This window comes from Streptomyces sp. NPDC047043 (assembly GCF_040644055.1).
Lineage (GTDB): Bacteria > Actinomycetota > Actinomycetes > Streptomycetales > Streptomycetaceae > Streptomyces.
In genome coordinates this window covers 304,934-317,535 of record NZ_JBEYVO010000008.1, presented here as the reverse complement: position 1 = coordinate 317,535, position 12,602 = coordinate 304,934, and the positions used below count along the sequence as shown (strand labels likewise).

The following is a 12,602-nucleotide window of genomic DNA, read 5'->3' as shown; positions in this document are numbered from 1 at the left end:
GATCACTCCACGTACAGCTAAAGATTCTTACGTATCATTAGCGCTCGTGAAGACAGAGCTGACCGAGCTTCCGCTCGACCAGGTGCGGACGCTGCTCGCGGTGGTGGACGAGGGCACCTTCGATGCGGCGGCCGCCGCCCTGCATGTGACGCCCTCGGCGGTCAGCCAGCGGGTGAAGGCCCTGGAGCAGCGCACGGGGCGGGTGCTGCTGATGCGCACCAAGCCGGTGCGGCCGACCGAGTCGGGCGAGGTCGTCGTGCGGTTCGCCCGCCAGCTGGCCCGGCTGGAGCGCGATGCACGCGCCGAGCTCGGCATGAGCGGCGCCGGGGAGCCGACGCGGGTGTCGATCGCGGTGAACGCCGACTCCCTGGCCACCTGGTTCCTCACCGCCCTCACCCGGGCGCGGGAGCAGGAGCCGCGGCTGTGCTTCGAGCTGCGCCGCGAGGACGAGACCCGTACGGCGACGCTGCTGCGGGAGGGGCAGGTGATGGCCGCGGTGACCTCGTCGCCCGAGCCGGTGACCGGGTGTTCCGTCCGCGCGCTGGGCCGTATGCGCTATCTCCCGGTGGCGAGCCCGGAGTTCGCCCGGGAGCACCTGGCCGGGCCGCTGCGGGACGCGCTCGCCGAGGCGCCCTCGATGGCTTTCGACCGCAGCGACGACCTGCAGGACGCCTTCGTACGCCGGCTGCGGCGCGGCAAGGGCGGTGCAAGTCCGGTACGGCACTTCGTGCCCACGTCGGAGGGGTTCGTGGCGTCCGTGGCCGCCGGCCTGGGCTGGGGCGTGGTCCCGGAGGTGCAGGCCGAGCCGCTGCTGCGCGCGGGCCGCCTGGTCCGCCTCGCACCGGAGCGGGCGCTGGACGTGCCGCTGTACTGGCAGCAGTGGAAGCTGGACTCGCCCGCGCTGGCGGTGGTGGCGGAGGCGGTCATCGAGGTGGCGGGTCAGGCCCTGCGCGGCTGAGGAACCGCTGCCAACTGCGCCGCCGCGCTGTCCAGCAGCATCTCCAGCGCCGTCGGGTAGGCGCTGTTCACCATGCGGGCCGCCAGGAGGGGCGCCGCTTCGGCGATCCGCGGATGGGTGGTGCGGGGCAGGCGGGCGTACGTCGAGCGCCACATGTCCTCGTCCGCGTGCAGTGCGGCGCTCGGCAGTGCCAGGGAGGCGGCATCGAGGGCGGCGAAGGCCAGGGTCTGGTCGATGAAGGCGTGGTAGATGCGGACCGTGTCCGGAAGCGGGAAACCGGCGGTGCCCAGGACGTCCAACACGGCTTCGTCGGCGGCCAGTTCGTTGGCCCGACCGGTGACCCGGCTGGTGGTCAGCACCGCCGCCTGCGGGTGGGCGACGTAGGCGGCGTGGATGCGCAACCCGACCGAGCGCAGGTCCGCGCGCCACTCCCCCGTCGGGCGCCAGCCGTCGAGGGCCTGGCCGATGAGCGCGTCGCCGATGGCGAGGGTCAGCTCGTCCATGCCGCGGAAGTAGCGGTAGAGCGTGCTGGGGTCGGCGTCCAGGGCGAGGCCCAGGCGGCGGGCGGTCAGGCCCGCGCTGCCGTGTTCGCGCAGCATGCGCAGCGCCGTGTCGACGATCAGCCGCTCGGAGAGCACGGTGCCGCTCTTCGTGGGCCGACGCCTGCGGCGCTTCTCCTCGGGCACGACCGGTTTGGGCACGGCGGCCTCCCCTCCCTGCGCTCTCCGTCCTTATGCCAACGCCATTGACCTTATCCGGGACGGCGGCGTTGTATCTCGACCAGGGGCCCCGCGTTCACAGACCTGCAGCCGAGGGAGTTCGTGTCATGCGTGTACTGCTCGTGGGTGCCGGCGGTGTCGGCACCGCCATCACCCGGATCGCCGCCCGGCGTACGTTCTTCGACGCGATGGTGGTGGCCGACTACGACCTGTCGCGGGCCGAGGCCGCGGTCGCGGCCCTCGACGACGGCCGTTTCAGCGCCGCGCGAGTCGACGCGAGCGACGAGGAGGCGGTGGCGGAGCTGCTGCGCGGGCGCGGGTGCGACGTGCTCCTTAACGCCACCGACCCGCGCTTCGTGATGCCGCTGTTCCGGGCCGCCCGCGCCGCGGACGCCGGCTATCTCGACATGGCGATGTCGCTGTCGCACCCGCACGCCGAGCGGCCGTACGAGGAGTGCGGGGTCAAGCTCGGGGACGACCAGTTCGCGCAGGCCGAGGAGTGGGAGAAGGCGGGCGCGCTGGCGCTGGTCGGCATGGGGGTCGAGCCGGGGCTCTCCGACGTCTTCGCCCGCCATGCCGCCGACGAACTCTTCGACGAGATCGAGGAGATCGGCGTCCGCGACGGCGCGAACCTGACCGTCGACGGCTACGACTTCGCGCCGTCCTTCAGCATCTGGACCACGATCGAGGAGTGCCTCAACCCTCCGGTCGTCTACGAGGCCGGCCGCGGCTGGTACACCACCGAGCCGTTCAGCGAGCCGGAGGTGTTCGACTTCCCGGAGGGCATCGGTCCCGTCGAGTGCGTCAACGTGGAGCACGAGGAGGTGCTGCTCGTACCGCGCTGGGTGGACGCGCGCCGGGTCACCTTCAAGTACGGCCTGGGCCGGGAGTTCATCGACACGCTCCGCACGCTGCATCTGCTGGGCCTGGACGGCACCACGCCGGTGACGGTGCCGAGCGCCGCCGGACCGGTCGCGGTCTCACCCCGGGACGTCGTCGCCGCGTGTCTGCCGGACCCGGCGACGCTGGGCGAGCGGATGCACGGCAAGACCTGTGCGGGCACGTGGGTGCGGGGCACGAAGGACGGGGCGCCGCGCGAGGTGTACCTGTACCACGTGGTCGACAACCAGTGGTCCATGGCGGAGTACGGCAGCCAGGCAGTGGTGTGGCAGACGGCCGTCAACCCGGTCGTGGCGCTCGAACTCCTCGCCACGGGTGCCTGGTCGGGCTCGGGTGTCCTCGGTCCGGAGGCGTTCCCGGCCCGTCCGTTCCTGGAGCTTCTGACCGCGTACGGCTCGCCTTGGGGCATGCGCGAGGGATGAACACGGATTCTCCGCGACTTACTTCGTTTCACTCGTGCATCGACAGGTGACCCGAAAACGAGTAAGCCATTCGCGAGGGCACGTACGACTTCGATCGCAGGTGACTATTCATGGACAACTGGCGAGACCAGGCCGCGTGCCGCTACGAGGATCCCGAGCTCTTCTTCCCGATCGGCACGTCCGGCCCCGCGTTGTTGCAGACGGAACTGGCGAAGGCGGTGTGCGGACGGTGTCCGGTGCGGGAGCGGTGCCTGGAGTGGGCGCTGGGTCACGGGGAGATTCTGGGTGTGTGGGGCGGCACCGGCGAGACGGAACGGCGTGCGCTTCGCCGACGGCGGGCTCGAGCGGGGGCGCGCCGCGGGTAGTGCCGCGACGGGTTGTCGGGCGTCTGCTGCGCCGTTGTGGCTGGTCGCGCAGTTCCCCGCGCCCCCTACAGGGACGTTGCAGCGCCCGGTAGTCGCAAAGTGAACTCGGCTCCCGCGCCGGGTTCGCTTGCCGCGACGACACTTCCGCCGTGCGCGGCGATCAAGTGACGGACTATGGGTAGGCCCAGGCCGCTGCCTCCGGTTCGCCTGCTTCGGGACTTCTCGGCGCGCCAGAATCTGTCGAAGACGTGGGGCAGGTCCTCGGGGGCGATTCCCGTGCCGGTGTCGGTGACGGTGAAGACGACCTCGTCGCCGTCCCGGCGGGCCGTCAGGGTGACCGTGCCGTCGGCGGGCGTGTGGCGTAGGGCGTTGGAGACCAGGTTTCCCAGCGCCTGCCGCATACGTACCGGGTCGGCGTCCAGCCAGGGGCCGTCCTCGGTCTTCGTGTGTACGGCGACGCCCGCCGCGGCGGCGGCGACACGGTGGGCGGCGGCGACCTGGTCCAGCAGCTCGTCGGCGCGGACCGGCTCGCGGTGCAGCCGCAGGGTGCCCGCGTCGGCGGCCGCGAGGTCCTGCAGGTCGTCGATGACGCGCTGGAGCACCAGCGCCTCCTCGTGCAGGGAGGCGAGCAGTGCGGGATCGGGGTCGACGACACCGTCCCGGGTGACCTCGAGCCAGCCCCGGATGTTGGTGAGTGGGCTGCGCAGTTCGTGTGCGATGTCGCTGACCATGGCCTTGCGCTGAGCCTCGATGCGTTCGCGGCGCTCGGTGAGGTCGTTGAAGGCCTCCGCGAGGATGCCGGTCTCGTCCCGGGTGGTGACCGGGACCCGCACATGCATGTCCGGCGGCTGCTGGGCCGCTTCGGTCAGCGCGCGAAGCGGCCGTACGAGCCGGGTGGCGACCACGGCGGTGACGGCGAGGGTCACGGCGAGGACGAGACCGGCGGCGCCGACGATCTTGGCCTTGTTGGTCGGGGACATGTCGAAGCGGGGCGGGGTGGTGGGGTCGTCCCCGCCGAGGTACAGCTCCGCCACGGGGGCGACGTACGGGGCGAGTTGGACGCGCAGGGCGTCGTCGGTACAGGTCTGCGCGGTTTTCGTCACCTTCGCGTCGCCCATCTTGGCGTACTCGGCGATGACGTACCGGCTCGAGGTGGCCTTGCCGGTGGGATCGAGCATGAGGTGCAGGGGCGAGCCGAGGTCGAGGCCGTGCCGGTGCAGGCAGGCGCGGGCGCCCTCGGTCAGGTCGTCGAGCGCCTTCCTCTCGGTGCGTGTGGGTTCGCCGAGCAGTCCGTAACCGCAGTCCTGCGCCAGGTAGTCGGAGGTCGGGCCGCCGTCGGAATTGACGATCACGGGACGGCCGCTCGGGCTCTGCTCGACCTTGGTCTCGACGCCGAACCGGTGGTAGCACGTCTGTTGTTTGGCCGCGATCGCCTCCAGCCGCTCGCGCTCGCCCGCCGTGAGCCGGTACGGACCCACGGCACGGGGGTCGATCCCGCTGAGCTGGGCGCCGGACTCGGTGTAGGTGTCGGTGTGCAGTGGGTCGACGGTGGCGGCGGCGCCGAGGGGCAGGGACGTTCCCTTCGGCGCGGAGTCGGCGATGAAGGTGCGGTCGGCGGTGGTCAGGGCGATGCGCCGGCCGGTGGTGGCTGCGAGGGTGCGGACGGTTGCCTGAACTCCCTTCCATTCGGGGTGGGTTGCGGCGTAGCCGCTGAGCTCCGCCAGGATCCGCATGTCGTCGGCGAGGTCCTGTCCCTGTTCCTCGCGCAGGGCGCGGGTGGTGGTCTCCACGGCCAGCCAGGCCGTCGCCGCCACGGAGCAGACCGCGATGAGCACCGAGGCGATCAGCAGCCGTACCAGCAGCCGTTTGCGCAGGGGTATGCGGCGCTTCACGGGCGGGCGCCGCTGAGTTTGTAGCCGACGCCGAACACCGTCAGCAGGCGCACCGGGCGGCGCGGGTCGGCCTCGATCTTCCGGCGCAGGTTCATGACGTGGACGTCGATGGCCCGCTCGGTGGAGGCGCGGTCGAAGCCGCGGGTGCACTGCAGCAACTGCCGCCGGGAGAAGACCCGTTCGGGCTCGCCGGCCATGGCGAGCAGGATCTGGAACTCGGCGGGGGTGCACTCCACGGGCTCTCCGTCGCAGCGCACCTCGTGCCGGGCCGGGTCGACGGTAATGCCCGCGGCCCGTACGACGGGATCCTCGCGTACGCCGACGGCACGGCCGCTGCGTCGCAGCACCGTCCGGATGCGGGCCATGAGTTCGCGCGGGCTGTACGGCTTGGTCATGTAGTCGTCGGCGCCCAGCTCCAGGCCGAGCAGGACGTCGTCCTCCTCGGAGCGGGCGGTGAGCATCAGCACCGGGAGGTCCTCGTCGCTTCCCCTCAGCACCCGGCAGACTCCGAAGCCGTCGACGACGGGCAGCATCAGGTCGAGGACGACCAGGTCGGGTCTGAGTCTGCGGGCGGCGTCCAGGGCGGCCGCGCCGTCGTGGACGACGGTGGCGGTGTGGCCCTCCGCCAGCAGGGAGCGGCGGATGAGTTCGGCCTGCATCTCGTCGTCCTCGGCGACCAGTACATGTGCGCACACGCGGCGGATCCCAATCGGCTCAGCGGGCGAGGGACTTGGCGTCCCCCATGACGACGACCGGATGGCGGTCGGGGTCGAGCGCCCGCAGGAGGTCCTTCATGTCCGCCTCCGAGATGCTGACACAGCCGTGGGTAGGGCCGCCGTGGTCGACGTGGAACCATATGCCGCCGCCGCGGCTCGCGCCGAGGGGCCGCGTCCAGTCGAGCGGCGAAGTGCCGGGTTCCCGGTTGTAGTTGATGGCGATCACGTAGTCGAAGGAGCCCGCGAGCGGTTCGCCCTCGAAGCCGGTGCCGGGTGCGGTGAATCCGCCGGAGCGGTGGTACGGCAGCCGGGTACCGGGGTCGCGCAGCAGCCCGCCCGCGTCGGTGAGACCGTAGACGCCGACGGGTGAGCGCAGGTCGCCGCCCATGTGGTGCTCGGACCAGCCCTTGAGCGCGTTGTGCGCGGGCCAGTTGTCTCCGGCCTGCCAGCCGGTGGCGGTGTGCTCGTACAGAACCACCGTGGACAGTGGAGAGTTCTTGCCGCGCCCGGTGACGACGACGGCCTGGCGGGCGTCGGCCGGGATCTCGGCGAGCGTCTTGGGCCCCAGGCCGGGCAGCTGCTGCGGGGCGGACTCGACGGTCAGCTCGCGTGAAGGGGCGGGTATCGGTACGGCCGCGGGTGTGCTCGCCCCGGCCTTGGCGTCGCCGGACGGGTGGCCCGGCGACGCCATGGCCCCGCCGCCGCACCCCGTCAGGAGCAGCGGGGCGGCGAGCAGCACGGCACGGCGTCTGTGCGTGATCATGATTCGACCTTGGCCCAGACTTGTGAGGAACTCGTCAGGATCTAGGGGGTGTTCGGCTTCCCGGCAGAGTACAGCCAGGTGGTGAACACACTGTCGAGGTTCTTGCGGGACTCCTGTTCCGCGAGGTGGACGAACTGTCGGGTGGTGCCGTGGCCGCCTCGGTGTTCGGTCGCCCAGGCGCGCAGGATGCGGAAGAAGGTGCGGTCGCCGACGGCCGTGCGCAGGGCGTGCAGGGCCATGGCGCCGCGTTCGTAGACGGGGGTGCCGAAGATGTTCTCGCCGCTGCCGGGGTCGCCGGGCGGGAACTCCCACAGGTCGTCGCTTGCCGGGCGGTCGTAGAGCTCGTCGAAGGTCTCCTGCGCGGTGTCGCCGCCGTGCTGCTCCTCGTAGAGCCATTCGGCGTAGGTCGCGAAGCCCTCGTTGAGCCAGATGTCCTTCCAGGAGGTGAGGGAGACGGAGTCGCCGAACCACTGGTGGGCGTTCTCGTGGACGAGGGTGGACAGGTCGGGCGCCGAGTCGTACAGGGGGCGGGACTGGGTCTCCAGGGCGTAGCCGACGTCCGGGGCGCGGTCGACGATGGAGCCGGCGTTGCGGAACGGGTAGGGCCCGAAGAGTTTGCTCTCCCACTCCAGGACGGACGGCAGCTTCTTCAGTACGGACTCCGCGTCGGAGGCCTCGCGCGGGTCGACGGCGTTGTAGACCCGTATGCCGTTGTGGGTGGTGTACTGCTCGACCTCGAACTTCCCGACCGTCGCCGTGGCGAGATAGGCGGCCATGGGCTCGCGCTGGCGCCAGTGGAACGTGGTGTGGCCCTGTGCGGTGCGCTGTCCGACCAGGACACCGTTGGAGACGGCGGTGCGTCCCTTGGGGACGGTGACCGTGATGTCGTACGACGACTTGTCCTTGGGGTGGTTGTTCGCCGGGAACCAGGTCATGGCGCCCTGCGGCTCGCCGGCGACGAAGGCGCCGTCGTCGGTGGGGATCCAGCCGTCGAGCGAGCCGTCGGGGTCGGTGACGGGCTTGGGGGTGCCGTTGTAGGCGACGGTGACGCGGAACTCCTCGCCCGGGAACAGGGGCCGGCCCGGTGTGACGACGAGTTCCTGGCCGTCACGGCGGAAGTCCGCCGCGGTGTGGTCGACGGTCAGGCCGGTGACCTTCAGGCCCTTGAAGTCGAGGTCGAAACGGGTGAGCAGCTGGGTGGCGTGGGCGGTGAGGACCGCGGTGCCGTCGAGGTGGCGGCTGTCCGGGTCGTAACGGAGGGTCAGGTCGTAGTGGTCGACGTGGTAGCCGCCGTTTCCGGCGAGCGGGAAATAGGGGTCACCGGCGCCGGGCGCGCCGCTGCCGATCGCGGACGCGGGCCCGGCGGCGGCCAGCAGCGCCGCGAGGGCGACGGGGACGGTCACGATCAACGCCTCGCGGCGCAGCACGGTCGCGGGTCTGACGGCCTGTCGGCGAGATGGCCTCACATGCGCTCCTGGGGGGTGGCCTGATGATCATTCGGATTCAGGCTATGGGCCGTCCCGGCGGGCCACATCCCCAAAGAGGTCAAGTCACACAGCGTCACCCGGCGCACTCCGCTTAGGCTCGACACCACCCGCCACCGGAGAAGGGCCCGACCGTGAGCGTTCGCATCCGTCGCGTCTACGAACCCCCCGAGCCGGACGACGGCGTGCGCGTCCTGGTCGACCGGCTGTGGCCGCGCGGCCTGTCCAAGGACGCGGCGCGCGTGGACGAGTGGCCCAAGGCGCTCACCCCGTCGACCGAGCTGCGCCGCTGGTATCACGCGGGCGAGGGGTCGTACGAGGAGTTCGCCGGCCGTTACGAGGCGGAGCTGGATGCCCCGGAGGCGGCCGAACTCCTCGACCATGTGCGGGAGTTGGCCGCCAAGGGGCCGGTGACGCTGCTGACCTCCGCCAAGTCTCCCGAGCAGAGTCACGCCGCCGTGCTGCTGCGTCTGCTGGAGCCGGGTGCGAGGTAGGCCTCGGTGACGGCCAGGGCGGCCGCCATGATGCTCAGTTGAGGGTTCGCCTCCGGGCAGCTCGGCAGGACCGAGGCGTCGGCGACGAGGACGCCGTGGACGCCGCGCAGCCGGCCCTCGGGGTCGGCCGGTGCCCGCTGCGGGTCGCCGCCCGCGGCGACCGTGCCGGCCGGGTGGAAGGCCGACAGGTGCAGGTCGCGCGGGGTGATTCCGGCGAGCAGCGCGTCGAGTTCGGCGAGGCTGCGGGCGCGCGGCGCACGGGGGACGCCGGTGAGGACCTCGTGGGCTCCGGCGGCGAACAGGATCTGGCCCATGGCCCGTACGGCCGTCATCAGGCGCCGTCCGTCGCGGGGGTCCAGGGGGTAGCGGACGAGGGTGCGGTCGCGGCCCAGGACGCGGCCCGCCGGACGGTCGGCGATCATGGCGCCGAGGACCGCGAGCCGGTCCGCGCCCTCCAACTCGCGGCGCAGGGAGCGTCCCAGGCCCGGGAGGACGAAGCTGCTCATGCCGGGCGGGCTCGCGGTGGCCTCGATGAGGATGCCCCGGTCGTGCAGTTCCTCGATGCCGGCGCTCTGCAGGACGCCCTGCCAGGAGGTGACCGGTTCGCTGAAGCGGCCGGCGACGGTGGTGGCGGGGTGCACGCTGAGGTTGTGGCCCAGTCGCGGATGCCGGCCCAGTGCGGAGCGGCGCAGCAGTGGCGGGGTCTGCAGGGCGCCCGCGGCCGTGACGACGAGGGGGCTGAGGATCTCCAGTTCGCTGCCGTCGGCCCGCCGCGCCAGCACGCCCGCCGCCCGGGGCGGTCCCGGTCGGTCGCGGTCGAGCAGGATCCGCTGGGCACGGGCGCCCGTGACGATGCGCGCTCCGTGGGCGCACGCGTCGGGCAGGACGGACAGTTGCACGCTCTGTTTGGCGCCGGTGGGGCAGCCCACCACGCATTGGCAGGAGCCCCGGCAGCCCGGTGCGTTGCGCCGCAGCGGACCGGCCCGCCAGCCGAGCCGCTCGGCGCCCGCCAGTGCGAGCAGGCCGTTGGCGCCGAGGACGTCGAGGGGCTGGGTGGCGACGTGGAGGGTGCGTTCGATCTCGTCCAGGCGGGCCGGGAGGTCGTCGGCGAGGTGGAAGCCGTAGCGGCTGCTCCAGCGGTCGAGGACACGGTCCGGAGTGCGGTAGCAGGTACCGGAGTTGACGACGGTGGTGCCGCCGACGGCCCGGCCGACCGGCAGCAGCAGGGGCGGGTCGCCCAGGGCCGCGGTCGCTCCGCCGTCCCGGTACAGGTCGGTGAAGCGGTCCAGCGGTGTGCGGCGGCCGAAGGAGGCCGTGGTGTGGTGCTCGCCCTCCTCCAGTACGACGACGTCGAGCCCGGCGCGCGCGAGGGTGCGGGCGGCCATCGCCCCGCCGGCGCCGGAACCCACGACCACCGCATCGGCGGTGCTGCGGGCGGGCCACTCCTCGGCCGGGGTGCAGTCCAGCGGCGGGTCGTCGGGCCCAACTGGCGCCCGCGGAAGGGGAGTTCGCTCGGTGGCCGCCGCGAGCAGCACGGGCACCTTGAGGAGGTCGAGCGCCGGCACGAGTCCGGGGCGCGCGGACAGCGAGTCGAGCACCCTCTCGCGCTCGTCCGGGGTGAGGGCGGCCAGTCGCCGCCCGCTGTGCAGGACCGCGTACGCGTCCACGGCGGTGGCGGCGGCGCGCGCACCGGCCCGCACAGGCCCGGGCAGTGCGGACAGGAACGCGTCGAGTCTGCCGGGCACGCGCGCGAGCCAGGCCTCGTCCCCGGTGTCGGCGAGCAGCGCGGCGACCAGCCCCTCCCCCGTCATCGGTCCCCCACCTCGGCGTGTGCGGTGCCCTCCAGCGTCCACGAGGCCTCGGTGCGCCAGTGGCCCCACCAGCGCTCCAGCAGGATTGCCGCGTCGGCGCTCTCGCTGTTGCGGCACACCGCGGGCGCGCCGTCCGGGTCGCGGTAGTCCAACGCGAGGGTGCGGTCGGCGGGTTGGGTGACCTGGATGCGGATGCGACGCAGCAGGGTGCGGCCGGTCACCGTCCACTCGGGCAGTCCGATCCGGGCGCGGAACCGCCCGACGCCCAGCAGTCCCACCGCGGAGCGTTCCGCCCGGCGCGGCCAGTCGCGGCCGCGGTGGCGTAGACGCAGGAAGACCAGCGGCGGCAGCCTGCGCAGCCCGGGGCGCGTCGACACCGCCGCGATCAGCTCCAGTACGCCGCCATCGCCGAGGTCCGCGTGGAGCCAGGCCCAGCGGCGGGCGTTGCCGTGGCCGTGGATACGGGCGGAGGCTCCGGGGGCGGCTCGGAGGGTCAGGGTCCGTTCCCCGTCGGAGAAGGTGCCGTCGTACTCGGCGCGGGCCGCCGGGAGCATGTGGGCGGCGGGCAGCAGGGGGCGCTTCCAGGACCAGCGAGGGAGGGTGAACAGCGGCTCGGTCAGGGGCTGTTCGGTGAGGTCCCAGCGGAAGTCGCCGGCGCTGCCGGTCAACCGGCCCGGCGTGGCGGTGACTTCGTCGGCGGTGAATCCGTCGGTCGGGCTGCTCCAGGGGCCGGGCCCGAAGCGGCTGTGGCGGACCTTGCCCCCGGGCGGGAACGAGGCCGCCCAGCCGTGGGCGGTCGGCGCGGATCCGTCGGTGGGGGCGACCAGTTCGTGGTGCAGCCAGATGCCGGTGCCGGTTTCCGGGTCGGTCAGGGTGGTGTACCAGACCTCGGTGCGGCCGGGGCTGCCGTCCCAGCGCGGCGCCAGGTACTGCGCGGGGTCCTCTCGCCGGGGGAAGCGGAAGCTGAGGAGGAAGGGTGCCAGTGCGGTGGCGACGGGGAAGCGGAGGGTGCCGCGGCCGACCCGCTCGCCGTCCTCGTACAGGGTGAACGGCAGGACGGTCATCGACTTCACGGGGCGACGCGGGGTCACCGACTTCCAGCCGTCCAGGGTGAGCGCGCGGCCGTCGGCGGTGAACGACAGCCGGTAGCGGATACGGCGCCGGGCCAGGGGCGAGATCTCCAACTCGCCCGTGGCGTCCGGGTCGTCGCCCAGTCCGCTGATGCGGACCCGGCCGCCGATCCGGGCCCGGGTGGTGCGGTGCGGGCGCAGTACCTCGTCGGCCTCGGCCCTCAGGTCCAGGCGGATCCGGCGCAGGGGGTGCCCGGCGTCGAGCCGGACCGTGCCGAGCATGGTCTCCGTGAACACGGTGCCCCTCATGCGAGCCCCTCCAGCATGATCCGCTCGGTGTCGCGCAGATAGGCGTCGGCGGCGGCGTGCGCCCGTCCGGTGTCCGCGGACGTCACCGCCTCGATCACCGGAGCGAGGCGCCGGTGAGCGGCTTCGGCGTCGGTGAAGGGGCCGCGCAGGGCTGCACGGACGGGGAGATAGGCGTTGAAGAGCGTGTTGGTCAGCAGGACGTAGACCCGGTTGCCGGTCGCCCGGGCGAGGGCGCGGTGCACCTCGACGTCGGCCAGCTGCACCACGTCCGCGCCGTCCGCCTGCCGTACGGCGTCCAACAGCGCACGCAGTTCGGCGTGTTGCGCCCCGGTGGCCCGCGCCGCCGCCCGCTCGGCTATCAACGCGCCGACGGATCGCCGTACTTCGAAGATCTCGTGGACCCATTGGGTGTCGTGGCGTACGAGCATCGGCAGCAGGTCCGCGCCGCCCAGCCGGATGAAGTCGCGCACCTTGGTGCCGACGCCGTGCCGGGTCTCCAGGAGGCCGGCCTGCGCGAGACGGCCGAAGGCGTGCTTGAGGGTGGTGCGGGTGACGCCGTATCCGCCGGCGAGGCTGCGCTCGGGCGGCAGATAGCTGCCCGCCGGGTGCCGTCCGGCCAGGATGTCCTCGCGCAGCCTGGCCTCGAGGACGTCCACGATGGTCTCGCGGGGCAGTGCCTCCACGGATTCCTCCTCGGCA

General features: G+C 72.6%; 12 protein-coding genes. 4 read left to right on the top strand and 8 right to left on the bottom strand.

What is annotated here, in order from left to right; translation table 11 throughout:
• Positions 1-46: 46 nt before the first annotated feature.
• Positions 47-958 (top strand): LysR family transcriptional regulator ArgP, encoded by a 912-nt coding sequence (locus ABZ880_RS15255; protein ID WP_361261739.1) that lies wholly within the window; start codon positions 47-49, stop codon positions 956-958.
• Here ABZ880_RS15255 and ABZ880_RS15250 read toward each other — a convergent pair.
• Positions 940-1,659: a TetR/AcrR family transcriptional regulator gene (locus tag ABZ880_RS15250; protein ID WP_361261736.1), complete on the bottom strand. Its 720-nt coding sequence runs from the start codon at positions 1,657-1,659 to the stop codon at positions 940-942. The two genes, ABZ880_RS15255 and ABZ880_RS15250, sit on opposite strands and share 19 nt — an antisense overlap.
• Before the next feature lie 125 nt (positions 1,660-1,784).
• Between ABZ880_RS15250 and ABZ880_RS15245 the strand changes: the two genes are divergently transcribed.
• Positions 1,785-2,999 (top strand): saccharopine dehydrogenase C-terminal domain-containing protein, encoded by a 1,215-nt coding sequence (locus ABZ880_RS15245; RefSeq protein ID WP_361261733.1) that lies wholly within the window; start codon positions 1,785-1,787, stop codon positions 2,997-2,999.
• A gap of 110 nt (positions 3,000-3,109) precedes the next feature.
• Positions 3,110-3,364: a WhiB family transcriptional regulator gene (locus ABZ880_RS15240; protein ID WP_361261730.1), complete on the top strand. Its 255-nt coding sequence runs from the start codon at positions 3,110-3,112 to the stop codon at positions 3,362-3,364.
• A 65-nt stretch (positions 3,365-3,429) separates the two neighbouring features.
• Here the strand turns inward: ABZ880_RS15240 and ABZ880_RS15235 are convergent, their stop codons facing one another.
• Genes ABZ880_RS15235 through ABZ880_RS15220 form a run of 4 tightly spaced genes read right to left on the bottom strand, consistent with a single transcriptional unit; the run spans position 3,430 to position 8,201 of the window.
• Positions 3,430-5,256: a HAMP domain-containing sensor histidine kinase gene (locus tag ABZ880_RS15235; protein ID WP_361261727.1), complete on the bottom strand. Its 1,827-nt coding sequence runs from the start codon at positions 5,254-5,256 to the stop codon at positions 3,430-3,432.
• Complete coding sequence (locus ABZ880_RS15230; RefSeq protein WP_361261725.1) at positions 5,253-5,951, bottom strand: response regulator transcription factor; 699 nt, start codon at positions 5,949-5,951, stop codon at positions 5,253-5,255. Before ABZ880_RS15230 ends, ABZ880_RS15235 begins: the two co-directional genes overlap by 4 nt.
• A 19-nt stretch (positions 5,952-5,970) precedes the next feature.
• Positions 5,971-6,735, bottom strand: a complete 765-nt coding sequence (locus tag ABZ880_RS15225) for a L,D-transpeptidase family protein (protein ID WP_361261722.1) — start codon at positions 6,733-6,735, stop codon at positions 5,971-5,973.
• 41 nt (positions 6,736-6,776) lie between these two features.
• The gene (locus ABZ880_RS15220; RefSeq protein WP_361261719.1) at positions 6,777-8,201 is read right to left on the bottom strand and encodes a M1 family metallopeptidase; all 1,425 of its coding nucleotides are present in this window, start codon (positions 8,199-8,201) and stop codon (positions 6,777-6,779) included.
• Between the two features lie 152 nt (positions 8,202-8,353).
• Between ABZ880_RS15220 and ABZ880_RS15215 the strand changes: the two genes are divergently transcribed.
• Positions 8,354-8,713 (top strand): DUF488 family protein, encoded by a 360-nt coding sequence (locus tag ABZ880_RS15215; RefSeq protein ID WP_361261716.1) that lies wholly within the window; start codon positions 8,354-8,356, stop codon positions 8,711-8,713.
• Here ABZ880_RS15215 and ABZ880_RS15210 read toward each other — a convergent pair.
• Genes ABZ880_RS15210 through ABZ880_RS15200 form a run of 3 tightly spaced genes read right to left on the bottom strand, consistent with a single transcriptional unit; the run spans position 8,668 to position 12,586 of the window.
• Positions 8,668-10,524, bottom strand: coding sequence for a GMC family oxidoreductase (locus ABZ880_RS15210; RefSeq protein WP_361261713.1), 1,857 nt, complete (start codon positions 10,522-10,524; stop codon positions 8,668-8,670). The genes ABZ880_RS15215 and ABZ880_RS15210 overlap by 46 nt on opposite strands.
• On the bottom strand, positions 10,521-11,903 hold the full coding sequence (locus tag ABZ880_RS15205; RefSeq protein ID WP_361261710.1) for a hypothetical protein: 1,383 nt from the start codon (positions 11,901-11,903) through the stop codon (positions 10,521-10,523). The genes ABZ880_RS15210 and ABZ880_RS15205 overlap by 4 nt, the downstream gene beginning before the upstream one ends.
• A complete protein-coding gene (locus ABZ880_RS15200) occupies positions 11,900-12,586 on the bottom strand; it encodes a GntR family transcriptional regulator (protein ID WP_361261707.1) in 687 nt (228 codons plus the stop codon). The genes ABZ880_RS15205 and ABZ880_RS15200 overlap by 4 nt, the downstream gene beginning before the upstream one ends.
• Between the last annotated feature and the right edge of the window lie 16 nt (positions 12,587-12,602).